The following is a 24,884-nucleotide window of genomic DNA, read 5'->3' as shown; positions in this document are numbered from 1 at the left end:
TTCATCCAAGTGGGATCCGCAAGTCAACGACAGTCCCACCATTCTCGGTGGACTGGATGTCAAGACGATAGCGCTCGCCGTAGAGCGATGCCAAGCGCCCGGCGATATTACGTAATCCCAGGCCCTCGCCCTCGCGGCGCTCCCCGTTGGAGATCCGGCGCAGCAGGTCGGAGGGGATGCCCACCCCGTCGTCGGCGACCCGGATGGACGTGGTGCGGGTCAGCGGGTCCACCCGGGCCTTCAGCGTCACGGTGCCCCCGTCCACCTTTCCGGCGAGTCCGTGCTTCACCGCGTTCTCCACCAGCGGCTGGATGATGAGGACCGGCACGTGCGCGGTGAGCACCTGCGGGTCGATGTCGTAGCGGACCTGCACCCGGTCCCCGTAGCGCGCCTGCTCCAGGGAGACGTAGGTGCGGACGAAGAAGTACTCCTGCCCGAACTCCGCGAAGTGCCCCTCCTGACGGACCACGTAGCGGAAGAAGTCCGAGAGGCGCACCAGCAGCTGCCGCGTCTCCTCGGTGTCGGTGTGCACCTTGGACGCGATGGTGTTCAGCGTGTTGAACAGGAAGTGCGGGTTGATCTGGGCGCGCAGCGCGTCGAGCTTCGCGTCCACCGCGAGCCGCTGCTGGCGGTTGAGCTCGGCCAGTTCTAGATGCAGGGAGAGGATGCCCGCCAGGCCCTCCACCACGCCCCGCGGGGACAGGGTTCCGTCCAGCCGGTAGACCTGGAGCGTGCCCACAGCCCGCTTGCCGTCCGTCAGCGGCGCGATCACCGCGGTGTGCAGTGGGCAGTCGTCGGTAGAGCATCCCAGTTCGGAGCGCCGCCGCACGAGTACGGTCTTCTCGTTGTTCAGCGCGCGCTCGGCCGGCGCCACCGAGGTGTCTCCCGTCCGGTGGTGGTCGGCCCCCGGGCCGGCGAACGCGAGGATCCGCTCCCGGTCGGTGATCGCCACCGCGTCTCCGCTGAGTAGCGGCTGCAGCAGTTGAACGGTGCGGCGCGCGCCTTCGGTGGTCAGCCCGGACCGCAGCGGTATGGACCGGCCGACCGCGGCGATCGTGGTGCCGTGCCGGCCCTGCTGCTGGCTGGCGGTTACCACCTGGGCGGAACGCTTGCTCCGCGGGCCGCGGAGCGCCGAGGGGTAGCCGAAGATCAGCGTGACGGTCAGGCCGACGCCGATCAGCAGAGTGGTCCCGGTCCCCAGCGGAGGATCGGTGATGAGCTGGGTGACCAGGTAGACGGCTCCCCACGCGAGGACGATGACCCCGGCGAGAGGGAGACTGCCGTTGCTCATCGGCGGCCGCCTGTTCGTCGACTGATGCCGGCCATGGTGAGCCGGGCGAGCTTGGCCGCCCGGCGGTCGGCAGCGGTGCCGTGCAGCCGTACCCAGATCCGGTCCAGGTTCTCCGGCGGCCGGGTCGCCAGCGACACCGCGACCGCCACGGCGGCCCCGCAGGGCGCGGACACGATCGTCGGGGTCAGCAGCAGCTCCCCGTAGCCGGCGTCGCCGAGCAGTACGCCCGCGGCGCACATGCCGATCGCGATCACCGCTCCGGTGATCATGCCCGCGACGGCCCCTGGTCCGGTGGTTCCGCGCCACCAGATGACGAGGATGAACACGGGGGTCAGTGCCGAGCCCGCTAGGGCGAACGCCCACGTCACCATGGTAGCCACGATCGAGGGAAACTGCCCGGCGAGCGACTCGGGGCGCACGGCCAGCGCCAGCATCGCCGACAGCACGGCGACGATGGCGACCGCGGCGCGCCCGACCCACAGCGCCTGGCGCTGGGTGGCCTGCGGGTTGATGTGCCGCTCGTAGACGTCGTGCCCCCACGAGGCGGCCGAGGCCAGCAGCAGGCCGGCGATGGTGGACAGCACCGCGATCAGCGCGCCCACCGCGATCAGTCCGAGACCGGCCCGCCCGCCGAAGATCTGCCCGAGGACCAGCAGGGCGTGTTCGGGCACACGGAGGATCCCGTCGGTCGTCAGCTCGTTCAGCCAGGGAAGCTCCCCGGCCACGTCGAGTATGACGGAGCGGGCGGCGGTACCGAGCAGGACCGCCAGCACGTAGAACAGGCCGGCCAGTCCCAGCACCCAGACGGTGGTCATGCGCGCCGCGGTCCCCGTGGGACTGGTGAAGTAGCGGTTCATGATGTGCGGGAGACCGGCCGTTCCCATGGCCAGTGACACGATCAGCGCGAACTGGCCGAGTTGGCCGTACTGTCCGCCCGGCTCCCCGAAGAAGGCCGGGGTCTCCGGATCCAGCCGGTTGGTGACCGGCTCCAGTTGCCAGCTGCCGCCGACCTCCTCGGGGTTGGCCAGTGGCCGGGAGGACAGCTCCTGCACCGCGTTCGGGTAGTTGAACCCGGATCCGACGACGACGATGGCGAGCCAGACGAAGACGGCCAGCAGCAGCAGGAACTGCACCGCCTGGGTCCATGTCGTGCCGCGCATGCCGCCCAGAGCGACCAGCAGCGTTATGGCGGCGGTCGAGACGAGCACGCCCGTTGCGTACGGGGAGAGGCCGCCCAGACCGTAGCCGACGAAGAGTTCCCAGGTGATTCCGCTGGCCACCGCCTGCGGCACCAGGTAGGCCAGGATGATCAGCTGGACGATGGCGACCGACGTGAAGCGCACGCTGTGCGAGTCCAGCCGCCGTCCCAGGAAGTCGGGGATGGAGAACTCGCCGAACCGGCGCAGCGGTGCGGCGATGAAGAGCAGCACGGGGACGAACCCCGCGGCGAACCCGGTCGCGTACCACATGCCGTCCAGACCGGAGGCGTACACGGCCGCGGCCACGCCCAGGAAGGAGGCGGCCGAGAAGTAGTCCCCGCAGATCGCGCAGGCGTTGGTGACCACGCCGACCCGCCGTCCGGCCAGGTAGAACTCGAAGGTGGAAGCGCCTCGCGGCCGGATCAGAACGGCGATCGATCCGACCGCCACCAGCAGGACGGCGAGAAGGATGATGCTCACCATCACGGCGGTGCCGCCCCGTCCTCGTGATGGGCCTCTCGGCCGGGACCTCCGAGCATCCGTTCCTCGACCGCGTTGGACAGGGTCGCCGCGGCGAGGCAGACCACGAAGAAGAAGACGTAGAGCCCGAAGGCGGTCATGGCGAACATGGGGCTCATCCCGCCGAAGAGCCGCCCCTGCGACCACCAGCCGAGGGCGGCGGCGAGCAGCGGGACGATGGTGACGACCCCGGCGAACACCGCGACATGGCCGAAGGCGACCCGGCGCAGCGTGCGGAACGCCGCGTCCACCTCAGCGGGCGTGTCGTGTTCGTCAACGGGGCCGGTGTCGAACGGCTCGTCGGACCGCACGTCTCAGTCCGCGAGACGCATCCGATGGGCCGCGCGCAGGAGCAGCACCGCGCCGCCCGCCACGAGCACGAGGCCGATCCCGGGCAGGAGCTTGCCCCAGCTCTCGGTGGCGCTGCTCAGCTGGACGAGCCGCGCCAGCTGCCATACCACCAGCCCGCCCGCGGCCACCGCCGGGACCAGCGCGTGCAGCAGAGCGATGCGCCGGTAGGGGAGCAGGGCGCCGGCCATGGCGATGGTCCCGGCGCACAGCACCCACAGCCCGGGGCCCGCCATACCGGACAGGTTGCCCAACGGCGTGGACACCCACGGGGTGAACGAGCCGATGATCATCAGCAGCCCGCCGGCGAGCAGCCAGCCGCTGCCCGGGTGGAGGATGCGCCGCGCCGGGGTGGCGGCGGAGCCGTTGAGAGACGACATGACCGAATCCTAACCACTGGTCACCTGCGTGTTGAGGGGGTGGCGCCGGATGGTCCCGGCGGTTCTGCCAGCGGTCGTTTGTACCGGTTGAACGGCTCATTGCGTGATCTATGCCATTCATTGGGGCGCGGTGACCGCTGGCGAGGTGGATCGGCCGCTCACTCGCGTCGGGTCTTGTGCGCAGGGCCGCTGGTGCGCTGGTCTCGAAGTCGGCGGTACGGGGACCGCCGGTCGACATCCCCCGCCGAGATTGGAAGAAACGATCGTGGCTGAGACGGAAGAAAAAAGCCTGGGGCCTCCGGGCGGCGACGACTGGAGGCGCGAGTACTGGAGGAAGAACCTCCGGCTGATGGTGGTCCTGCTGGCCATCTGGTTCTCGGTGTCGTTCGGCTGCGGGATCCTTTTCGTAGAGCAGTTGAACCAGATCACCATCGCCGGCTTCCCCCTCGGATTCTGGTTCGCCCAGCAGGGCTCCATCTACGTGTTCCTGCTGCTGATCCTCGTCTACTGCCTGTTCATGGACCGCCTCGACAGGGAGTACGGGGTGGAGGAGCGCGAGGACGGGCCCTCCGGCGGCGGGACCGGAAGCGTCGGTGAGGCGCGGGCCGCCGAGAGCACAACGAAGGAAGGGGGCGAGTCGTGAGCGAGATCCAACTGTGGACGCTGACCTTCATCGTCCTCTCCTTCGGCGTCTACATGACGATCGCCTGGCGCAGCCGCGTCAGGGAGACCGAGGGCTTCTACGTTGCGGGCCATGGGGTCCCCACCATCGCCAACGGTGCCGCGATCGGGGCCGACTGGATGTCGGCGGCCTCCTTCATCTCGATGGCCGGCCTGATCGCCTTCATGGGCTACGACGGCGGCATCTACCTGATGGGCTGGACCGGCGGCTACGTGCTCCTCGCCCTGCTCCTTGCCCCCTACCTGCGTAAATGGGGCAAGTTCACGGTTCCGGAGTTCGTCGGCGACCGCTACTCGGAGTTGGTGCGCACCATCGCGGCGGCCGCGGCGGTCATCGTCTCCTTCACCTACGTCGTCGGGCAGATGAACGGCGGCGGGATCGTGTTCAGCCGCTTCCTGAACATCGACATCGCCTACGGCGTGATCATCGCTGCGGCGATCATCTTCGTCTACGCGGTGCTGGGCGGGATGAAGAGCATCACCTGGACGCAGGTCGCCCAGTACACGGTGCTGATCATCGCCTACCTCATCCCGGCCGTCGCGGTCGCCCAGGTGATGACGGGCATTCCCATTCCCCAGGTGTCGTTCGGGCAGATCCTGGACGAGCTGAACACCCTGTCCGTCCAGCTTGGCCTGGACATCTACACCGACCCGTTCAGCACCCGGCCGATGGTCGACATCTTCCTGGTCACGATGGCGCTGATGATCGGTACAGCGGGCCTCCCGCACGTGATCATCCGCTTCTACACCACGAAGACGGTCCGGGGATCCCGGTACTCGGCCTTCTGGGCGCTGTTCTTCATCGCGCTGCTGTACACGACCGCGCCGGCGGTGGGCGCGTTCACCAAGTTCAACCTGCTGGACGGCGTGAACGGCACCCCCACCGACGCGCTGCCGAACTGGGTCGACAACTGGATGGCCACCGGACTGGTCACGGTGAACGAGAACGCCGACGCGATCAACTCGGTCAGCAACGACCCGGCGGCCGGGGCGGACCTGACGGTGAACAACGACATCCTGGTGCTGGCCTCGCCGGAGATCGCCGGGCTCCCCGCTCCCGTGGTCGGCCTGGTCGCCGCGGGCGGCATGGCGGCGGCGATGTCCACGGCCGCCGGGCTGCTGCTGGTCATCTCCTCGTCGGTGTCCCACGACTTCTACTTCCGCCGGTTCCGCAGGAACGCGGGCGACGCCGAGCGGCTGATGGTGGGACGGATCGCGATGGCCGGTGCGATCATCGTGGCGATGATCGCCGGGATCAACCCGCCCGCTTTCGTCGCGCAGGTGGTGGCGTTCGCGTTCGGCATGGCCGCGGCGAGCTTCTTCCCCGCCATCGTGCTCGGGATCTTCTGGAAGCGATGTAACGCCATCGGCGCCGCATCGGGCATGATCGCCGGCCTGACGCTGACCATCAGCTACATGCTGTACACGCTCGAAGTCTTCGGCCTGCAGGCCAACGACCACATTCTCGGAGTCAGCCCTGAGGGCATCGGAACCATCGGAGCCCTGACCAACTTCGTCGTCACGATCGCGGTGTCGAAGATGACCGCTCCACCGTCGAGGCACATCACCGAAATGGTGGAGAGCATCCGCTACCCGGCCGCCCGGCGGCGCGAACCGACGGGAGCAGGAGGGTAAACCGGACTCCCGAGCGACCGATATCGACCATCCAGGCCTCTCCCGCTCACCCCCTCCAGCGGGAGAGGCCGCTTCTTTGTCCCCGGAATGTTCCGGCGCAGCGGGCGGTCCGGGGACGCGCTCCCCCGACCGGGCCGTCTTCCCGTCCCGACACACCCGTAGGAGCCGGAGAAACCCGCCCCGGATGCGGTTCGGGAGCAGCCGGACCGGTTGCCGGCGGGCGTGGCCCGCGCCACCGATGTCCGGGAAATTTCCCAGCCCCGTGCTGTCCGACCTGCGGTCGCGGAGTCATCGATAGCATGCTCCCAATGGCGAAGGCACCGGGCGAAGAGCGAAGACAGGCCGGCACCGGCGGTGCTGGTGCGACGGACGACGCCCTCGCCCGGGGCCGTGAGGCGTACACGCAGCGGGCGTGGGGCGACGCGTACGCGCTGCTGGCGACGGCGGACCGCCAGGGTCGGCTCGACGCCGCAGACCTCGATCTGCTCGGCATGGCGGCTTACCTGGTCGGCGGCATGGAGGCCGCCGTCGACGCCTGGGAGCGGGCGCACCGCGCGTTCGTGGCCGGCGGCGAGGTCGCTCGCGGAGCGCGGTGCGCGGTATGGCTGGGGCTGGTCCTGCTCCAGCGGGGCGAGCACGGTCGGGGAGGCGGCTGGCTGGCCAGGGCTCAGCGGGTGCTCGATGAGGCGTCGCTGGACTGTGTGGAACACGGGTACCTGCGTGTCCCGGTGGCGCTGCGGGCGCTGTACGGCGGCGACACCGATACCGCGTACCCGGCCTTCGTCGAGGTCACCGGGATCGCGGACCGGTTCGGCGACGCCGACCTGCGGGCGTTCGGCCGGCTGGGGCAGGGCCAGGCGCTCATCGCCCGCGGCGAGGCGGCGCGGGGCGTGAACATGCTGGACGAGGCGATGGTGGGGGTCATCGCCGGGGAGGTGTCCCCGATCGCCTCGGGAATCGTCTACTGCGCCGTGATCATCGCCTGCCGGAACGTGTTCGACCTGCGTCGGGCACAGGAGTGGACCGCGGCGCTGAGCCGCTGGTGCGCGGCCCAGCCGGACCTCAAGCCGTACCGCGGCCAGTGCCTGGTACACCGCTCGGAGATCATGCAGCTGCGGGGAGACTGGGCGGACGCCATGGACGAGGTGCGGCGGGCACACGAGCACCTGTCAGTCCCGTCGGGCGACCCGGCGCTGGGCATGGCGCTGTACCAGCAGGGTGAGCTGCTGCGGCTACGGGGCGAACTGGCACGTGCGGAGGAGGCCTACCGCCAGGCGAGCGGCTGGGGACACGCGGTGCAGCCGGGATTGGCCCTGCTGCGACTGGCCCAGGGGCGGATCCACGACGCACTGGGCGCGATCCGGCGCGTGGCCGGCGAGGCGGAGGATCCACCGGAGCGGTCCCGGGTGCTGGCCGCCTACGTCGAGATCGCGCTCGCGGCCGGCGATGCCGTCACGGCCCGGGCATCCGCGGGAGAACTGGGGCGGATCGCGGCCGACTTCGATTCGCCGTACCTGCGGGCGGTGGCCGGGTACGCCGACGGGGCGGTGCTGCTGGCCGAGGGCGAGGCGGCGGCCGCCTGCACCGCGCTGCGGCGGGCGTGGCTGGCCTGGCGCGAGCTGGACGCACCGTACGAGGCGGCGCGGGTGCGGCTACGGATGGCGCAGGCGTACCGGCGGCTGAACGACCACGACACCGCCGAGATGGAACTGGACGCCGCCGGACGGGTCTTCACGCAACTGGGTGCCGCACCGGCGCTGGCCGAAGTCCAGGAGCTGACCCGGCAGGAGACGCCGCACGCGGCCGGTGGGCTGACACCGCGTGAGGTGGAGGTGCTGCGGCTGGTGGCGACCGGCGCCGGCAACCGGGAGATCGCCGACACGCTGGTGATCAGCGACAAGACCGTCGCCCGACACGTGGCCAACATGTTCACCAAGCTGGGCGTCACGTCGCGGTCCGCCGCCACCGCATACGCCTACCAGCACGACCTCGTCTAGGAAGCGGCCACTTCCCGGTCGCTCACCGCTGCCACCGAGAAGGAGCCTCGGCGTCGACGGGCCGCCCTTCACACGCGGCGGGCCCATTCGGCGGTCGCCCGCCGCGCGCCGGCGGCGATCACGAGCAGCCGCCACCGGCACCCGCATTGGGCAGGGGCGCGGCGGTGCGCCTACACAGATCTACCCAGACGAGTCGGGCGGCCGGTTGGTTGGTGCGCCCGATGCGGGATCCCCGGCCCGCCATGGACGCTGACCTGGTAGCCCGACATCAAGGAGGCAACCATGGACACCCAGGCGCCGACCCAGGACCGGATCCGGGCCGGCTGGGAGGCCGTCGCGCCCGGCTTCGACGAGTTCGTGACCCCGCAGACCCTGCGGCTGGCGGAGGACGCCCTCCGCCGCATTGACCTTCGTCCCGGCATGCGGCTGCTGGACGTGGGCGCCGGCAGCGGAGCCCTGGCGATTCCGGCCGCCCGTCTGGGTGCCCGGGTGGTGGCCGCCGACATCGCCCCGACCATGATCGAACGGCTCCGGGACCGGGCGGCGGGCGAAGGGCTGTCAAACCTCGATGGCCGGGTGATGGACGGTCAGGCCCTTGAGTTCGAGGACGGAGCATTCGACGTGTCCGCCTCGCTGAACGGGGTCTCGCTGTTCCCGGACATGGCCGGAGGCCTGGCGGAGCTGGTGCGCGTCACCCGGCCCGGCGGCCGGGTGCTGGTCGTCGCGTTCGGGCCACTCCAGAAGGCGGAGTTTCTCGGGTTCTTGGTGAAAGCCATGCAGGCCACCGTCGCCGGCTTCGCTCCTCCGCCGGTAGATCCGCCACCGCTGCCGTTCCAGGTCGCTGACCTGGAGCTGCTGCGCGGCAAGCTCACCGGGGCAGGGCTGACCGGTGTGACGGTCGACACGACCACCTGGGAGATGCGATTCGAGTCCGCAGCCCATTTCTGGAACACGTTCACGTCGGGCAACCCGGTCTGGAGGCGGCTGACCGGCGGCCTGACCTCCGAGCAGCAGGCGGACGTCCGGTGGACGCTGACCGGGATGTTCCGGGAGCGCTCGGCGGGCGCGCCGGGGGCCGAGCTGCATACGGAGGTCAACGTCGGCATCGGCACCAAATGACGTGTCCGCTCACGGAAGGCGGAAGAGGAGGGAGACCAATGAGCGACCTGCGTAGGCCGCGGCGGATCGAGACCGTGGTGGTCGGTGGTGGGCAGGCCGGTCTGTCCGTGGGCTACCACCTGGCGCGGCGCGGCCTGGAGTTCGTGATTCTGGACGCGCACGAGCGGATCGGGGACGCCTGGCGGCACCGGTGGGACTCGCTGCGGTTGTTCACGCCCGCCCGCTACAGCGGGCTGGCCGGAATGCCCTTCCCGGGCGGCCGCCACACCTTCCCGACCAAAGACGAGATGGCCGACTACCTGGAGTCGTACGCGGCCCGGTTCGACCTGCCGGTGCGCACAGGCGTACGGGTGGAGCGGGTCTGGAGCAACGGCAACGGGTATCTGGTGGTGGCCGGCGACCACGTGTGGGAGGCGGACAACGTGGTGGTGGCGATGTCCACCCACCAGCAGCCGCGGCGGCCGCCGTTCGCCGACCGGCTCGACCCGGCGATCGTCCAGCTGCACTCGGCCGACTACCGCAACCCGTCCCAACTGCGGGACGGTCCCGTGCTGGTGGTCGGGGCGGCGAACTCGGGCGCCGAGATCGCCCTGGAGGCGGCCGACGGTCACCGGACGTGGCTTTCCGGTAGGCACCCCGGCCACGTGCCGTTCCGCATCGAGGGCGCGGCCGGGCGGGTATTGGTGCCGCTGGTCCTGCGGGGGCTGTTCCACCGGGTGCTGACCGTGCGCACACCGATGGGGCGGAGAGCCCGACCCAAGGTGCTGGCCAACGGGTGGCCGCTCGTACGGACCAAGCCGAAGGACCTGACCGCCGCCGGCGTCGAACGGGTTCCCCGGGTCGAAGGGGTGCGGGAAGGGCTCCCGCTGCTGGCGGACGGGCGGACCCTGGAGGTTGCCAACGTCGTGTGGTGCACCGGCTTCCGCGCCGGACTGGACTGGATCGACCTGCCGGTGTTCGGGAAGATGGAGCCGCGGCACTACCGGGGAGTCGTCGCGAGCCATCCGGGGCTGTACTTCGTCGGCCTGTTGTTCCTGTACGCCGCGTCATCCGAGCAGATCCACGGACTCGACAGGGACGCCGCCCACGTCGCCGGCACCATCGCGGCCAGGCGGAAAGAACGGTCCCGCGCCGCCGGCTGAGACGATCCCCGGCGCCGCGGGGGTTGGGGACGGGCGCGGGTCGATGCGGTAGCAAGTGTCCTCCGGGCCTCGACCATCGCCTTCGCGGAATACCGCGCCCGATCCCTGGGATCGGATGGTCTTCGGAGCCGCGTTGTGCCGCGAGCCGAGAGGTGACCGCCGCATCGAACCCGGCACACGCCACGGTCCCGGCGAGCCGGTACTCGCCGGGACCGTTGCCGCCACGTTCGCCAACACACCGTCCCGGTGTCCGGCCGAACGGCGCGGAGGCCACCCTCTGCCCCGTGCACGGTCAACGTCGCGTGTTCCGCGAACGCCTCAGGAGCCGGGAAAGCCGGCGGAGCAGCGGAGTACGAAGTTCAGCGCCCTTTCCACAGCGGCGTCGAAGACGGCGGTGAGGCGCAGCGCGATGCCCACGGGCAGCGCGCTGGCGGCGGTCAGCAGTGAGCGCTCGACCGGTGGCGCTTCGTCGGCCGGGCGGGGATCGAGACGGTCGGTGGGGTCGTACAGCACGTCGATCCGCTCCCCGACCTTCCCGGCGCGGCTGCCCTCTGTGGTCATCTCCGGGACCTCGACGCAATCCAGCCGGTGGTCGTAGTAGGTGGTGGTCGTGGTGGCTCCCGGCGGATCATGGTGCGGACCATGGTGATGAGGGGGGACGGGCGGTCCGGGTACGGGTCCGACGACGCCGGTACCGCCCCGCGTCACGACGCGCTTGTCGACCTGCAGTACCGTGCACGTGCTGGTCTGGCCCCGCTCCCGCAGGATCCGCGCCTCGACGGCCGTGTCCACGGCCGTCGAGGCGCGATTATCAGCGCGGCGCAGGACCCGATCGCCGACGCCCAGCCGCTGCAGACGAAGTAGGTGAGAACGACGAGCGCCAGGGCACCAAACCACAGCGCCGTGTAGCAGACCCATATGGCGCCGGTGAGAAGAACGCCCGCCCAGCTCCCGACAAGAGGGCCGGGACTGTGGCCCTCCAGCCACGCCCCCGCGAACGCCATCGCCATGGCCACGGGAGGAACCAGCACGCCGCCTGTGAGCCGGAGGCGCTCAGGCGGGAACATGCTGCGGAAGTACCCCGTTCTGGTGCAACCGGAACGTTCGGGTGTGCTTCCCCGTTCCGTCGAGACCACGGTGTTCGCTGATCGTCCCGAAGCGACGGTCGGGCCCGCCAAGGGCGCCCCCGGACCCTGGCCCCGCGGCCACATCTTGTCTCCGTCCCCGAGACAGACGTGCCTCGGTCTGGTTTTCTGACAGAGTGTCGTTGACAGCGTTAACAGGAGGAGACGTGGGGCGTCCCGGAATCCAGCCCGTCGTATGGAGCCCACCGGTGCCGACACCGAGAGCGCGGCAGCGCACGAGCGTACCGCCCATGCCGGCCCTCTCGCTGCTCCCGGTGGGGGCGGAAGGGCCGGAGGACGTCGCCGTGGAGCACGACGGTGCGGTCGTTACGGGCACGGCCGACGGCCGTCTTCTGCGCCTGCACCCGGACAGCGGGCACACCGAGGTCATCGCCGAGACCGGGGGCCGCCCCCTGGGGATCGAGGTCGACGGCGAGGGCGGGCTCATCGTCTGCGACGCCCGCCGCGGGCTGCTGCGGGTGGACCCCACCGGCGCGCGGCTGGAGACACTGGCGACGGACGCCGCCGGTGAGTCCCTGCTGGTGTGCAACAACGCCGCCGTCGCCGGGGACGGCGCCATCTACTTCACCGACTCATCGGCGCGCTTCCCGCTGGACCACTGGAAGGCCGACCTGATGGAGCACTCGGGTACAGGGCGTCTGCTGCGTCGCTCTCCCTCGGGCGAGACGAGCGTGCTTTTGGAGGAGCTGCAGTTCGCCAACGGCGTCGCGCTGAGCGGTGACGGGGCTTTCGTCGCCGTCGCCGAGACGGGCGGCTACCGGATACGCCGCGTGTGGCTGAGCGGGTCCAGGGCCGGCCAGGACGACGTGCTGATCGACAACCTGCCCGGCCTGCCCGACAACCTGAGCACGGGGACGGACGGCCGGATCTGGGTGGCGCTGCCCGCACCGCGCAATCCGCTGCTGGACTGGCTGCACACCAAGCCCCCTGTGCTGCGGCGGGCCACTTGGGCGCTGCCGGGACCGCTGCAGCCCGAACCGAAACGCACCGCGTGGGTCATGGCGGTCGACGCCGAGGGCAACGTCGTCCACGACCTGCAGGGAACAGGGGAGCGGTACCACATGGTGACGGGGATGCGCGAGCACAAGGGGCGGCTCTACCTGGGCAGCCTGACCGAGTGGGCGGTGGCCTGGTTCGAGCTTCCCGAACAGGAGTGAGCGCGGCCCTGAGACGCGGCACCGCGCGGAGGCCGGCTTCGCCGACTTCTGAGGGCGCGAACTTCAACGTGTAGTCACCGCAGCCCCTGGACGCGAGCGCCTACGCCCGCAGCCACCCGGACACCACCACAAAGCGTAACCGGCCTGTCTGCGCAGGTCGGCGGCGCTTTTTTCATGCTCTGCTGGGGTAGGCCGGGCGGGACTCGAACCCGCGACCCAGGGATTATGAGTCCCCTGCTCTGACCTGCTGAGCTACCGGCCCATCGCACGCGCGCGGGAGGGCATGCCTATCCCGCATATCGCGGCCCAGCTGTCCTGGACTTCCGGCAGCCGGGCTCGGCTTCATCTTAACAGGGGGCGCATGGTCCCTCCCGCGCGGAAACGGCGCATCCCCGGGGATCCAGCGCCCGGGGCCGGAAGGGGCGGCGAGCCGGGGACACACCGCGCCGCACGCCGCGGAACGCTCCCGATTAGTGGATATCCGCGACGCGAGTTGATCGGAACCCGAACGACCGGCACCTCCGCGGCGCTCGGGGAGGCCGGCGAGCGGGCCGGTGACGCTGTCCACCCGGTGCCCGGAAGGCAACCCGGGGTGGGCGGAACCGCGCCGCCGGCCGCGAGATAGCATCGCGGGCCGCATACACGTCGTCAGGAGAATGAGGTCATGGCCCAAGTACCCGTCAACGTCACCGTTACCGGCGCGGCCGGGCAGATCGGTTATGCCCTGCTGTTCCGGATCGCCTCCGGCCAGCTGCTGGGCGCCGACACCCCCGTGAAGCTGCGTCTGCTGGAGATCCCGCAGGCCGTCAAGGCCGCCGAGGGCACCGCGATGGAGCTCGACGACTGTGCGTTCCCCCTGCTCCGGGGGGTCGACATCTTCGACGACGCACACCAGGCCTTCCAGGGCTGCAACGTCGCCCTGCTCGTCGGCGCCCGGCCGCGCACCAAGGGGATGGAACGGGGCGACCTGCTGGAGGCCAACGGCGGCATCTTCAAGCCGCAGGGGGAGGCCATCAACGCCGGCGCCGCGGACGACATCCGCGTCCTGGTGGTCGGCAACCCGGCCAACACCAACGCCCTGATCGCGCAGGCGCACGCTCCCGACGTCCCGGCCGAACGCTTCAACGCCATGACCCGGCTGGACCACAACCGGGCGCTCAGCCAGCTCGCCAAGAAGCTCGACGTGTCGATCAACGACATCAGGAAGCTGACGATCTGGGGCAACCACTCCGCGACCCAGTACCCCGACATCTTCCACGCCGAGGTCAACGGCACGTCCGCGGCCAAGGCGGTGAACGACCAGGCGTGGCTGGAGAACGAGTTCATCCCGACCGTGGCCAAGCGCGGCGCCGCCATCATCGAGGCGCGCGGCGCCTCCTCCGCCGCCTCGGCGGCCAACGCCGCCATCGACCACGTCTACGACTGGGTGAACGGCACTCCCGAGGGCGACTGGACGTCGGCGGCCGTCCCCTCCGACGGTCCTACGGCGTGCCCGAGGGGCTCATCTCCTCCTTCCCGGCCGTCTCCCGCAACGGCCGGTGGGAGATCGTGCAGGGGCTCGACATCGACGCGTTCTCCCGTGAGCGCATCGACGCCTCCGTCCAGGAATTGGCCGAGGAGCGCGACGCGGTCAAGCAGCTCGGCCTGGTCTAGAAGTACCCGAAGAGGCCAGGGGAGGGGCCGGCGGGCCGTCCCGGAGAGAACTCCGGTGGTCCGGCCGGTCCCCGGCGGCAGGCACTATGGAATGCGTGAGTCTCATCGATCAGCTTCCGGCCGACCCTGAACCCGATTCCCTCTTCACAGCGTTCGCCTCGTGGGCCGAGGAGCGGGGCCTCACCCTCTACCCGCATCAGGAGGAAGCCCTCATCGAGGTGGTGTCGGGGTCCAACGTGATCCTGAGCACCCCCACCGGCTCCGGAAAGAGTCTCGTCGCCTCCGGGGCGCTGTTCGCGGCGCTCGCGCGCGACGAGTGCGCTTTCTACACGGCGCCGATCAAGGCCCTGGTATCGGAGAAGTTCTTCGAGCTGTGCGCGGTCTTCGGCACCGACAACGTCGGGATGATGACCGGTGACGCCAGCGTCAACGCCGACGCCCCCATCGTCTGCTGCACCGCGGAGGTGCTGGCCAACATCGCGCTGCGCGATGGCGCCGACGCCGACATCGGCACGGTCGTCATGGACGAGTTCCACTTCTACGGCGAGTCCGACCGCGGCTGGGCCTGGCAGGTGCCGATCCTGGAGCTGCCGCAGGTGCAGTTCCTGCTGATGTCGGCGACGCTCGGCGACGTCACGCTGTTCGAGAAGGACCTGACCCGGCGCACCGGCCGTGCGACATCGGTGGTGACCTCCGCCGAGCGCCCTGTCCCGCTGTACTACTCCTACCGGAGCACGCCGCTGCACGAGACCCTGGAGGAGCTGCTCGCCACGCGTGAGGCCCCCGTCTACATCGTGCACTTCACCCAGGCGCAGGCCGTCGAGCGCGCCCAGTCGCTCACCAGCATCAACATGTGCACCCGGGCCGAGAAGGACGCGATCGCGAAGGAGATCGGGAACTTCCGGTTCACCACGAAGTTCGGACGCAACCTGTCCCGGTTCGTCCGGCACGGCATCGGCGTGCACCACGCGGGCATGCTCCCCAAGTACCGGCGGCTGGTGGAGCGGCTGGCCCAGGCCGGGCTGCTCAAGGTCATCTGCGGTACCGACACCCTCGGCGTCGGTGTCAACGTGCCCATCCGCACGGTGCTGTTCACCGCGCTGAGCAAGTACGACGGCAACCGGGTACGCCGGCTCGGCGCGCGGGAGTTCCACCAGATCGCCGGCCGTGCGGGCCGCGCCGGGTTCGACACGGTGGGCAATGTGGTGGTCCAGGCGCCCGAGCACGTCGTCGAGAACGAGAAGGCCCTGGCGAAGGCCGGCGATGACCCCAAGAAGCGGCGCAAGGTGGTGCGCAAGAAGGCGCCGGACGGCTTCGTCGCCTGGGACCAGGCCACCTTCGAGAAGCTCATCGCCGCCGAGCCCGAACCCCTCGTCTCGCGCTTCAGGGTGAGCAACGCGATGCTGCTGAGCGTCATCGCCCGCCCCGGCGACTGCTTCGAGGCGATGCGGCACCTGCTGACCGACAACCACGACGACCGCCCGGCCCAGCGCCGGCACATCAGCGAGGCAATCGCGATCTACCGGTCCCTGCTGGACGGCGGCATCGTGGAGCGGCTGGAGGAGCCCGACGGCGAGGGCCGTACCGCCCGCCTGACCGTCGCCCTGCAGCCCGACTTCGCGCTCAACCAGCCGCTGTCGACGTTCGCCCTCGCCGCGCTGGAACTCCTCGATCCCGCCTCGCCCACGTACCCGCTGGATGTGCTGACGGTGGTGGAGTCCACGCTGGACGACCCCCGCCAGATCCTCGCCGCCCAGCTGAACAAGGCCCGCGGTGAAGCGGTCGCGCAGATGAAGGCCGACGGCGTCGAGTACGAGGAGCGGATGGAGCGGCTGGAGGAGATCGGCTACCCCAAGCCGCTGGAGGAGCTGCTCGACCACGCCTACGAGGTCTACCGGCGCGGCCATCCGTGGGTGGGGGACCACCCGCTGCGCCCCAAGTCCGTTGCCCGTGACCTGTACGAGCGGGCGATGACGTTCACCGAGTACGTCGGTTTCTACCAGCTCGCGCGGTCCGAGGGGCTGGTGCTGCGCTACCTCGCCAGCGCCTACAAGGCGCTCAGCCAGACCGTTCCGGAGGACGCCAAGACCGAGGAGCTGCGCGATCTCGTCGAGTGGCTGGGTGAGCTGGTCCGCCAGGTCGACTCCAGCCTGCTCGACGAGTGGGAGCAGCTCACCAACCCGGACGCGGAGACCGCCGAGAGTCCCGAGCGCGACGAGGGGCCGAAACCCGTCACGGCGAACCAGCGCGCCTTCCGGGTCCTGGTGCGCAACGAGCTCTTCCGCCGGGTGGAGCTCGCCGCGCTGCGCCGCTACGACGAGCTCGGCCGGCTGGACGGTGAGGACGGTTGGAACGCCGAGGCGTGGGAAGAGGCGTTGGAGGGCTACTACGCCGAGCACGAGGAGCTCGGGATAGGCCCCGACGCGCGGGGCCCGCAGATGCTGCTCATCGAGGAACAGAGCGCCGTGTGGGAGGTCCGGCAGATCTTCGACGACCCCGAGGACCACCATGACTGGGGGATCAGCGCGGAGGTGGATCTGGCCGCCTCCGACGAGGAAGGCCGGGCGGTTGTCCGCGTCCTGAACGTGAACCGCCTCTGAACCGGGTGTTCCGAGGGCAGGCGTCCCCGGACGCCCTCCGGCGCCGCGCCGGCTCCGCGGTTGTATTCGCCCTGGTGCCCGTTCGCGGCGGACCGGCCGCCGCGAACCGCGTCGTCGGAGGGCCCGCATGCGAGGAACGTCCTTCTCCGCCGGAGCGCCGAGCCGGGCGGCCGGTGCCGGCCCCGCCGCGGGGCCCGTCATCCTGATCGACTGGGACGGTGTCGACCCCGGCTACCTCGACCGGCACCTGGACTCCCGGCTGCCGCACCTGCGCTCGCTCGCCGCGGCCGGAGTCCGCGGCGTCGCCTCGTGCACGTACAAAGCGGTCTCCAACCCCAACCGGGCCTCGCTGGCAACAGGGGCCCGGCCTGCTGTGCACGGCAACGCCGCCTACGTCCTGCACCCCGCGACCGGCAGGGCGACCGGCCAGACCCGGCGCCTCGCCGCCGAGACCCTCGCGCAGAGCCTGCGCCGGCAGGGGCGGACGGTGCTGGCCGCGGGGTGGTACATCGTCTGGTCGAAGGGGGCCGCCTACGGCGATCCCGGGGCGCTCTATACCCAGGGCGCAACCTGGGAGGAGAACGTGGAGACGGTGGTGCGCGCGCTGCGCGGGCGGCCGGTGCGTTCCGGGGGGAGGCGGTTGGAGCCGCCGCGCCCACCCGATCTCATCGCGGCTTACGCGGCCGACATCGACGCCATCGGCCACCGGGAGGGGCCCTGGTCCGGGCGCATCCCGCCCCGCCTGGCGGAGCTCGACGCCGGGCTGGGGCGCATCCTCGACGCGGCGCGCGCGGCCGGGGCGCGGGACCGGGCGGCGTTCGTGGTCGTCTCCGACCACGGGATGACCGGGTACACGCACTCGCTCGAACCGCGGGTGCTCGAAGCCCTGGCGGAAGCGGGGTTCTCGGCGCGGCGGCTTCACTCGGGCCACTCCCCGGATCCGGGGACCGAGGTGGTGCTCACGGCGAGCCCGCGCACCGCCAACGTCTACCTGCGCGGGGGCGCCGCGACGGAGGAGGGGCGGGCGCGCGTGGAGGCGATGCTGCGCGGGCTCCCGGAGCTGGAAGGGGTGCGCAACCGCGCCGAGCTGGAAGCGCTGGGTGCGGCGCCGGCGGAAGGGGATTTCACGATCGAGGCGCGGCCGCCCTACGCGTTCGTCGATCCGGCCCGCGCCGACGGCCGGGAGCGGGGCGGCCACTCGAGTCTGCGGGAGGGAAGGGCGCCGCTGATCCTCTCCGGGGCCGGGATCGCGCCGGGGCGGCGCTTGGACGCCCCCCGCATCATCGATGTCGCCCCCACGATCAGCCACCTGCTGGGAGTCCGCGCGCCGAGCGGCGCCGAAGGCCGCGTTCTCACCGAAGCGCTGCTGGACACCCCGCCGTGACGGCATCCGCGCGACGGTACGCGCGGACGTGTGTGCCGCCGGGTAGGGGCGCCGGCCCTGGGCAGGGGCGGCGCTCCGGCCATTGACATGCAGCCGTTCGGCTGCCTATATTTTATGCAGCTAAAAGGCTGCATATTCGAGGTGGCGTGGGATGGACGAGGTGTTCAAGGCGCTGGCCGACGCCAGCCGCCGCCGGCTGCTCGACAGCTTGAACGCCCGCAACGGGCAGAGCCTGCGCGAACTGTGCGCCGGACTGGACATGGCCCGGCAGTCCGTCAGCAAGCATCTGGCGGTGCTGGAGGCGGCCGGCCTGGTGACCACGGTGCGGCGCGGCCGGGAGAAGCTGCACTACCTCAACGCCGCGCCGATCAACGCCATCGCCGAACGCTGGATCAACCGGTACCACCGCGAGCGCGTACGCGCCCTCGCCGACCTTAAGACGGCATTGGAGCAGGAACCGATGGGCACCACCGAGTTCGTCTACACCACCTACATCACCACCACACCGGAACGCCTCTGGCGGGCGCTGACCGACCCCGCCTTCACCCGCCGCTACTGGGGGGTCGCCTTCGAGTCGGACTGGCAGCCGGGCTCGACGATGACCTGGAAGGAGGGAGGGGCGACGATCGCCGATCCGGCCCAGGTCGTCCTCGAATCCGAGCCCTACCGCCGGCTGTCCTACACCTGGCACACCTTCACGCCGGAATGGGCCGAGGCCGCAGGGGTGAGCAAGGAGGTCCTCACCGGCGTGGCCGGTGAGCGCCGGTCGAAGGTCACCTTCGACATCGAGCCGCACGGGCAGCAGGTCAAGCTGACCGTCGTGCACGATGGCTTCGAGCCCGGAAGCACCGTACTGGAGATGGTCAGCGGAGGGTGGCCCGAGCTCCTCTCCAGCCTCAAGACCCTGCTGGAGACCGGTGACACCCCGCCGGCCGGCCCGGCCCCGGCGCGCCAGGAGGACCCGGCCCCGCAGCCCTGACCGGGCTCTTCCAAAGCCAGGCATCCGTCGAGGACCGTGCAGCGGGGCAAAACCGGATCAGAGCAGATCCCGCGGGCATGGTGCGCTCCGCACCGCCTCGTTGGCACGGTCTGCAGAACCCGCCCAAGGCGGAGCCCCCCAGGGACGGTGCAGCGGACAGGCATGCTCCCTGCTCCACGAGGAAAGGCGGCACGCTGGAGGCGGGGCGCCCGGTGTGGGGGAGGCATGCCGTGCGATAGTTCTTTCAGGCGCTGGTCTGGGCCGGAGGAGAAGCCGGGCATCACTGGCAGACCGCCGCGCGTACGTGTCCTGTCTGGGTTCCCAGCCGCCATCGGAGGAGAACGTGATCCGGCCCAGTGGCGCCCGCGGCGGTTCCTCGTGGCTGGCCCGCGTCCGGCACCGTGTGCTGGAGCACATGAGCGAACGGCTGCGCGCCCTGTCCGGGTGGACCAAGCCGCCGCAGCTCACGGCCGGGGCCTTCGCCGCCCTGATCCTGGCCGGCACGGGTGCGTTGTCGCTGCCGATCGCCACCGAGGCGCGCGAGTCCGCGCCGTTGGTGACCGCGCTGTTCACCGCGACCTCCAGTGTGTGCGTGACCGGGTTGATCGTGGAGGACACCCCGGTCTACTGGTCGGCCTTCGGCGAGGTCGTCATCATGGTCCTGATCCAGGTCGGCGGGTTCGGGATCGTGGCGCTGGCCACGGTGCTGTCGCTGGTCGCGGGTCGCACGCTGGGTCTGCGCATGGCGGTGCGGGCCGGGGCCGAGGCCAAGAGTCTCACTCTGGGTGAGGTGCGCCAACTGGTCACCGGCGTCCTGCTGGTGACGGTGATCTTCGAGTCCGCGCTGTGGCTGGTGCTGACGCTGCGGTGGTGGCTGGGCCACGGCGAGGCGTTCGGCCACGCCGCCTACATGGGATTGTTCCACGCGATCTCAGCGTTCAACAATGCCGGGTTCGCCCTCTACGTCGACAGCCTGGAGGGCTTCGCCACCGACCCCTGGATCACGTTGCCGGTCGCGATGGCCGTGATCTGCGGTGGGCTGGGGTTCCCGGTGTGGGTGGAGCTGTGGCGGCATGCGCGCCGCAGCAGTGAGCGGCGCCACTGGACGCTGCACACCAAGATCACCCTGGTGACCTCGGCGGTGCTGCTGGCGGTCGGGTTCGTCGTCTTCCTGGCCTTCGAGTGGCGCAATGCGGCGACACTAGGGACCCTGGGTGTCGGGGACAAGCTGCTGGTCGCGTTCTTCCAGGGAATGACGCCGCGCACCGCAGGGTTCAACACCCTCGACTTCGCCGAGATGAATACCCAGACGCTGTTGGCAACGGATGTCCTGATGTTCATCGGCGGCGGCAGCGCCGGCACGGCCGGCGGTATCAAGGTCACCACGTTCGCGCTGCTGGCGTTCGTGATCTATGCGACCGTGCGCGGCGAGACGAGCGTGCACGTGGCCGGCCGCCGTCTGGCCGGGGGTGTGGTCTCGCAGGCCACCACGGTGGTGCTGCTGGCGATCGGACTGGTCGTGAGCGCCACCCTGGCCCTGCTCTCCATTACCGAGTTCACCCTCGATCAGGTTCTGTTCGAGGCGACCTCGGCCTTCTCCACGGTCGGGCTGTCCACCGGCATCACCGACGAACTGCCGCTGGCCGGTGAGCTGATCCTGGTCTTTTTGATGTTCGTCGGCCGGCTCGGCCCCATCACGCTGGCCTCGGCGCTGGCGCTGCGCCGCCGCGCACGCCGCTACGACTACCCCGAGGAACAACCCATCGTCGGATAGCGCCATGCTTTCCCCGCGTCGCCGATCTTGACAGAATTGTCCCTTCGAAGCGTTCGGAAGGAACAATTTGCTCAAGATCGGTAGGGTCTACTTCACGAAAGGCATGTCGTGCGCCTGGAGCCGAGCAGTCCTGCCGTTCCGTCCCGGCCCGCGGGCGGCATTCCCCGTATCGTTCTCGCCGCCCTTCTCACATGCGGGCTGATAATGGTCGCCGTGACCGCTACCGCGCCGCGCGCCGCAGCGGAGGCGGACGCGCCCTCCGAGGCGCCCCGCTCGCTCGCCCGGCATTTCGACAATGCCGGCATCTCCAACGACTCCGCTCCCGAGGCGGCCGACCTCGACGGTTCCGGCCGCAGCCTCTCCGCCCAGGCGCTGGAGGCCGCCGGCTGGTCCCCCGGCCAGCGGCTGACCCTGCACCGAACCGGGACGGACTGGCCCCGCACCCGCCCGGGTGACCCCGACAACGTCGTCGCCGACGGCCAGCCGGTCAGCGTGGCCGGACGCGGCGACGCGCTCACCTTCCTCGTCACCGGTACCGGCGGCGACGCGACGGGCAGCGGCCGGATCGGCTACGCCGATGGCACCTCTTCCGAGTACACGCTGACCGCGCCCGACTGGGACAGCGGTCCCCTCAGCACCAAGGCCGTCGATCTGCCGTACAGCAACAGCCCGGGCGGCACCCGGGACTCGAAGGTCCGGCTGTACGCGCGCACCGTCCCCGTCGACCCGGAGCGCGCGCTGGCCTACGTCGAACTGCCCAGCGTCCCCGGTGGCACCGCCCGCATGCACGTCTTCTCACTCGGCCTGCGCGCTCCCCAGGAGCGGTGGAGCGGAACCTGGTCGGCGAGCACCTCCGGCTACGCCGCGACCGGCCCCTGGGAGGACCAGACGCTCCGGCTCGTCGTGCACACCAGCGTCGGCGGCCCGGCCGCCCGGGTGCGTCTGGACAACACCTTCGCCGGGCAACCGGTGCGGATCGGCCGGGCGACCATCGCGGTACGGGACGAGGGGGCGAAGGCCGCCGCCGCACCGGTTCCGCTGATGTTCTCCGGGCGCTCGCAGACGCGGATTCCCGCGGGCGGGCAAGCGCTCAGCGATCCGCTCCGTTTCGACGTGCCCGCCGACACCGACCTGCTCGTCAGCCTGCACCTGCCCGAGCCCGTCACCGCCGCGCCGGTGCACACCGCGGCCACCGGGACCAACTACCGCACCGAGCCGGGGGCGGGCGACCACACCGGCACCCCCGGCGCCGCGGCGTTCACCGGCACGATCGGCACCTGGCCGTTCCTCACCGGGATCGACGTGCTCGGCGGGCAGGGCTCGATCGTGGCGCTCGGCGACTCCATCACCGACGGCACGGGCTCCACACCGGGCGCCAACCGGCGCTGGCCGGACGTACTGGCCACCAGGCTGCTCAACCAGTCGGCCGTGCCGCGGTACGGCGTGCTCAACCAGGGCATCTCCGCCAACCGGGTCGTCACGGACCGCTACGACGGCGACGGGGTGAGCACCGACACCGGAGGCGTCAGCGCCCAGAACCGGCTCGACCGCGACGTCCTCGCCCAGACCGGCGCGCGCACGGTCGTCGTCTTCGAAGGCATCAACGACGTGCGGTGGGGGGCGGGCCCGGAGGAGGTCATCGCCGGTTTGCGGAACATCGCCGAGCGGTCGCGGGGCTACGGCCTGCGTGTCATCGCGGCCACGATCGCCCCCTGCAAGGGGTGGAGCGACTGCGACGAGCAGGTCGACCGGCGGCGCCAAGAGGTGAACGCGTTCATCCGGGGCAACAGCGGGCCGGGCGAGCTCTTCGACGGCATGTTCGACTTCGACGCGGCGCTGCGGGACCCCGGCGACCCGGCCCGGCTCCTGCCGGAGTACGACTCCGGCGACCACCTGCACCCCGGTGACGCCGGGTTGCGCGCGGTCGCGGAGTCGATCGACCTGGAGCTGCTGGTGCCCGAAGACGGGTACCCCCGTGACCGCGGTCCGGAGCCGGTTCCGCGGCCCTAAGCGCCCCCTCTCGGCGCGTCCGGGTCAGCCGCGGCGACATTGGCGAGAACGCGGAAGATCAGGGCGGTCGAGGCCGCGCCGGGGTCCAGGTGGCCCACGCTGCGGGGTCCCAGGTAGGAGGCGCGGCCCTTGCGGGCCTGCAGGGGGACGGTGCTCTGCGCGCCCTTGTCGGCGGCCTCGGCCGCGGCTGCGGTCGCCGTGCCGAGATCACTCTCGGAGTCGGCGGCGGTGCTGAGGGCGTCGACCGCGGGGGAGAGGGCGTCGACCATCGTCTTGTCGCCCACCTGCGCGGATCCGAGCTTGCACACCGAATCGAGCCCGGCGCCGAGTGCGGCGGCGAGGTCGGCGACACCGGCGTCGCCCGCGGCGAGCCGCTTTCCCGCTGTGCGGAAGACGGTGCCGTAGAGCGGGCCTGAGGCGCCGCCCACCCGGGAGATCAGCGTGGTACCGGTTTTCACCAGCACGTCCCCCGCTGTGCCGGGGGTGAGGGTGTCAAGGGCCTGCACCGCCGCACTGAAACCGCGGTCCATGTTGTTGCCGTGGTCGCCGTCGCCGATCTCCGCGTCGAGCCGGGTGAGGCGCTCCTTGTCGGCCTCGATCGCCTCGGCGATGGCTCGGACCCAGGCGCGGGCGAGGTCGATGTCCACGGGCTCCTCCTTGTGCTAGGGCCGTCTGTCGGCGCCCCGATGGCGTGTTCCCGGACAAGCCGTCCGAAGCGCCGCCGGGAAGAACCGGCCTTACACTCTCATACTCCCCAGCGCAGGGCGGGAGTGTTCACGGGGGCGTCCCACAGGGCGAGGAACGGCTCCTCGGCCCTGCACACGGTGATCGAGCATCCGGCCATGTCCAGGCTGGTCACATAATCGCCGACGAGCCTGCGCACGATCGTGATCCCCCGCTTGGCGAGGAGGGACGAGACCTCCCCGTACACCAGGTAGAGCTCGCTGAGCGGGGTGCCGCCGAGCCCGTTGACCATCACGATCGCCTCGTCCCCGGAGGCCAGGTCGTGGTCGTTGAGGATGATCTCCAGCACGTCGGCCGCGATCTCGTTGGCGGGCCGGAGCTTCTCCCGGCTGCGCCCGGGCTCACCGTGGATCCCCACACCCACCTCGATCTCGTCCTCGGGCAGGTCGAAACCGGGACGCCCGGCCGAGGGGGTCGTACAGGCGGTGAGGGCGACCGCGAACGACCGGGAGGCGGCGTTGACCCGGCGCCCGATCTCGGCCACCGAGGCGAGGTCGTCGCCCCGGGCGGCGGCCGCGCCGGCGATCTTCTCGACGAAGAGCGTGGCCCCGGTGCCGCGCCGTCCCGCGGTGAACGTGGAGTCCTCGACGGCGACGTCGTCGTTGACGAGCACCGACTGCACCTCGATCCCCTCCTCGGAGGCGAGGTCGGCGGCCATCTCGAAGTTCAGGACGTCGCCGGTGTAGTTCTTCACGACGAAGAGCACACCCGCACCGGAGTTCACCGCGGTGGCCGCCGACAGCATCTGGTCCGGCACTGGGGAGGTGAAGATCTCCCCGGGACAGGCGGCGTCGAGCATTCCCGCGCCGACGAACCCGGTGTGCAGGGGTTCGTGACCGGAGCCGCCGCCGGAGACCAGAGCCACCCTGCCCTCCGTGGGCGCGTCGCTGCGGACCACCGTTCCGGTGTCGAGGTCCACCCGCAGTTCCGGGTGAGCCGCGGCCAGGCCCGCAAGGGCATCGGGCAGGAACGATTCGGCGGTGTTGAGGAACTTCTTCACGATGGGCCCCCTCATCTGCCTCTGCGGGATCGAGAATCGCGAGCGCGGATACGGACGAGCATGCCAGACGCAAGGCCTGATACCCCGTTTCCACGGCGGGGGAAACGGGACCGGCGACCTAAACAGC

The 24,884-nt window shown here is 70.8% G+C and carries 18 protein-coding genes, 1 tRNA gene and 1 pseudogene; 12 read left to right on the top strand and 8 right to left on the bottom strand.

Features of this window, described 5'->3' with window-relative positions:
* Window position 1: 1 nt before the first annotated feature.
* From VS93_RS08045 to VS93_RS08030, 4 genes are read right to left on the bottom strand one after another with little or no spacing between them, the layout of a single operon-like run.
* Entirely contained in the window at window positions 2–1,291 is a 1,290-nt protein-coding gene (locus tag VS93_RS08045) for a sensor histidine kinase (protein WP_046469352.1), read from the bottom strand.
* A complete protein-coding gene (locus VS93_RS08040) occupies window positions 1,288–2,973 on the bottom strand; it encodes a solute symporter family protein (RefSeq protein ID WP_046469351.1) in 1,686 nt (561 codons plus the stop codon). Before VS93_RS08040 ends, VS93_RS08045 begins: the two co-directional genes overlap by 4 nt.
* Complete coding sequence (locus tag VS93_RS08035) at window positions 2,973–3,320, bottom strand: hypothetical protein (RefSeq protein WP_046469350.1); 348 nt, start codon at window positions 3,318–3,320, stop codon at window positions 2,973–2,975. Before VS93_RS08035 ends, VS93_RS08040 begins: the two co-directional genes overlap by 1 nt.
* 3 nt (window positions 3,321–3,323) lie before the next feature.
* The gene (locus tag VS93_RS08030) at window positions 3,324–3,737 is read right to left on the bottom strand and encodes a hypothetical protein (protein WP_046469349.1); all 414 of its coding nucleotides are present in this window, start codon (window positions 3,735–3,737) and stop codon (window positions 3,324–3,326) included.
* Window positions 3,738–4,002: 265 nt separating this feature from the next.
* Between VS93_RS08030 and VS93_RS08025 the strand changes: the two genes are divergently transcribed.
* The 5 genes from VS93_RS08025 (at window position 4,003) to VS93_RS08005 (ending at window position 10,311) form a co-directional block, all read left to right on the top strand.
* Complete coding sequence (locus VS93_RS08025; RefSeq protein WP_236700411.1) at window positions 4,003–4,380, top strand: DUF4212 domain-containing protein; 378 nt, start codon at window positions 4,003–4,005, stop codon at window positions 4,378–4,380.
* Window positions 4,377–6,053: a sodium:solute symporter family protein gene (locus VS93_RS08020; protein ID WP_046469348.1), complete on the top strand. Its 1,677-nt coding sequence runs from the start codon at window positions 4,377–4,379 to the stop codon at window positions 6,051–6,053. The genes VS93_RS08025 and VS93_RS08020 overlap by 4 nt, the downstream gene beginning before the upstream one ends.
* Before the next feature lie 308 nt (window positions 6,054–6,361).
* A complete protein-coding gene (locus VS93_RS08015; RefSeq protein WP_046469347.1) occupies window positions 6,362–8,050 on the top strand; it encodes a LuxR family transcriptional regulator in 1,689 nt (562 codons plus the stop codon).
* 282 nt (window positions 8,051–8,332) lie between these two features.
* Window positions 8,333–9,169: a class I SAM-dependent methyltransferase gene (locus VS93_RS08010; RefSeq protein ID WP_046469346.1), complete on the top strand. Its 837-nt coding sequence runs from the start codon at window positions 8,333–8,335 to the stop codon at window positions 9,167–9,169.
* A gap of 38 nt (window positions 9,170–9,207) precedes the next feature.
* Window positions 9,208–10,311 carry a flavin-containing monooxygenase gene (locus VS93_RS08005; RefSeq protein WP_046469345.1) on the top strand — a complete coding sequence of 368 codons (1,104 nt, stop codon included), beginning with the start codon at window positions 9,208–9,210 and terminating at the stop codon, window positions 10,309–10,311.
* Window positions 10,312–10,629: 318 nt separating this feature from the next.
* On the opposite strand, the gene VS93_RS26755 is transcribed toward VS93_RS08005, so the two are convergent.
* Window positions 10,630–11,103 (bottom strand): hypothetical protein, encoded by a 474-nt coding sequence (locus VS93_RS26755; RefSeq protein WP_052745591.1) that lies wholly within the window; start codon window positions 11,101–11,103, stop codon window positions 10,630–10,632.
* Window positions 11,104–11,644: 541 nt separating this feature from the next.
* Here VS93_RS26755 and VS93_RS07995 point away from each other — a divergent pair.
* On the top strand, window positions 11,645–12,613 hold the full coding sequence (locus VS93_RS07995; protein WP_236700410.1) for an SMP-30/gluconolactonase/LRE family protein: 969 nt from the start codon (window positions 11,645–11,647) through the stop codon (window positions 12,611–12,613).
* Between the two features lie 188 nt (window positions 12,614–12,801).
* Here VS93_RS07995 and VS93_RS07990 read toward each other — a convergent pair.
* Window positions 12,802–12,875: transfer RNA gene (locus VS93_RS07990), tRNA-Ile, on the bottom strand.
* A 402-nt stretch (window positions 12,876–13,277) separates the two neighbouring features.
* Here VS93_RS07990 and VS93_RS07985 point away from each other — a divergent pair.
* From VS93_RS07985 to VS93_RS07960, 6 genes and pseudogenes are all read left to right on the top strand, one after another.
* Window positions 13,278–14,266 (top strand): annotated as a pseudogene (locus tag VS93_RS07985) (malate dehydrogenase).
* 86 nt (window positions 14,267–14,352) lie between these two features.
* Window positions 14,353–16,866, top strand: coding sequence for a DEAD/DEAH box helicase (locus VS93_RS07980; RefSeq protein ID WP_046469343.1), 2,514 nt, complete (start codon window positions 14,353–14,355; stop codon window positions 16,864–16,866).
* A gap of 127 nt (window positions 16,867–16,993) precedes the next feature.
* Entirely contained in the window at window positions 16,994–18,250 is a 1,257-nt protein-coding gene (locus tag VS93_RS07975; RefSeq protein WP_082126708.1) for an alkaline phosphatase family protein, read from the top strand.
* Between the two features lie 151 nt (window positions 18,251–18,401).
* The gene (locus VS93_RS07970) at window positions 18,402–19,229 is read left to right on the top strand and encodes an ArsR/SmtB family transcription factor (RefSeq protein ID WP_046469342.1); all 828 of its coding nucleotides are present in this window, start codon (window positions 18,402–18,404) and stop codon (window positions 19,227–19,229) included.
* A 415-nt stretch (window positions 19,230–19,644) separates the two neighbouring features.
* Complete coding sequence (locus VS93_RS07965) at window positions 19,645–21,003, top strand: TrkH family potassium uptake protein (RefSeq protein WP_046469367.1); 1,359 nt, start codon at window positions 19,645–19,647, stop codon at window positions 21,001–21,003.
* Between the two features lie 204 nt (window positions 21,004–21,207).
* A complete protein-coding gene (locus VS93_RS07960; RefSeq protein ID WP_046469341.1) occupies window positions 21,208–23,013 on the top strand; it encodes an SGNH/GDSL hydrolase family protein in 1,806 nt (601 codons plus the stop codon).
* Here the strand turns inward: VS93_RS07960 and dhaL are convergent.
* Both dhaL and dhaK read right to left on the bottom strand, forming a co-directional pair.
* A complete protein-coding gene (gene dhaL, locus VS93_RS07955) occupies window positions 23,010–23,660 on the bottom strand; it encodes a dihydroxyacetone kinase subunit DhaL (RefSeq protein ID WP_046469340.1) in 651 nt (216 codons plus the stop codon). The two genes, VS93_RS07960 and dhaL, sit on opposite strands and share 4 nt — an antisense overlap.
* Window positions 23,661–23,758: 98 nt before the next feature.
* Window positions 23,759–24,757, bottom strand: coding sequence for a dihydroxyacetone kinase subunit DhaK (gene dhaK, locus VS93_RS07950; RefSeq protein ID WP_046469339.1), 999 nt, complete (start codon window positions 24,755–24,757; stop codon window positions 23,759–23,761).
* Window positions 24,758–24,884: the final 127 nt, after the last annotated feature.

Source organism: Allosalinactinospora lopnorensis (assembly GCF_000981225.1).
Taxonomy (GTDB): domain Bacteria; phylum Actinomycetota; class Actinomycetes; order Streptosporangiales; family Streptosporangiaceae; genus Allosalinactinospora; species Allosalinactinospora lopnorensis.
The sequence above is the reverse complement of the archived record's forward strand: the minus strand, read 5'-3'. Positions and strand labels throughout refer to the sequence as shown.

Excerpts from the sequence above, each read along its gene's own strand:
- VS93_RS08045 (WP_046469352.1), bottom strand. The coding sequence starts at position 1,291 with ATGAGCAACGGCAGTCTCCCTCTCGCCGGGGTCATCGTCCTCGCGTGG.
- VS93_RS08040 (WP_046469351.1), bottom strand. The coding sequence starts at position 2,973 with ATGGTGAGCATCATCCTTCTCGCCGTCCTGCTGGTGGCGGTCGGATCG.
- VS93_RS08030 (WP_046469349.1), bottom strand. The coding sequence starts at position 3,737 with ATGTCGTCTCTCAACGGCTCCGCCGCCACCCCGGCGCGGCGCATCCTC.
- VS93_RS08015 (WP_046469347.1), top strand. The coding sequence starts at position 6,362 with ATGGCGAAGGCACCGGGCGAAGAGCGAAGACAGGCCGGCACCGGCGGT.
- VS93_RS08010 (WP_046469346.1), top strand. The coding sequence starts at position 8,333 with ATGGACACCCAGGCGCCGACCCAGGACCGGATCCGGGCCGGCTGGGAG.
- VS93_RS08005 (WP_046469345.1), top strand. The coding sequence starts at position 9,208 with ATGAGCGACCTGCGTAGGCCGCGGCGGATCGAGACCGTGGTGGTCGGT.
- VS93_RS07980 (WP_046469343.1), top strand. The coding sequence starts at position 14,353 with ATGGAATGCGTGAGTCTCATCGATCAGCTTCCGGCCGACCCTGAACCC.
- VS93_RS07975 (WP_082126708.1), top strand. The coding sequence starts at position 16,994 with ATGCGAGGAACGTCCTTCTCCGCCGGAGCGCCGAGCCGGGCGGCCGGT.
- VS93_RS07970 (WP_046469342.1), top strand. The coding sequence starts at position 18,402 with ATGGACGAGGTGTTCAAGGCGCTGGCCGACGCCAGCCGCCGCCGGCTG.
- VS93_RS07965 (WP_046469367.1), top strand. The coding sequence starts at position 19,645 with ATGAGCGAACGGCTGCGCGCCCTGTCCGGGTGGACCAAGCCGCCGCAG.
- VS93_RS07960 (WP_046469341.1), top strand. The coding sequence starts at position 21,208 with ATGGTCGCCGTGACCGCTACCGCGCCGCGCGCCGCAGCGGAGGCGGAC.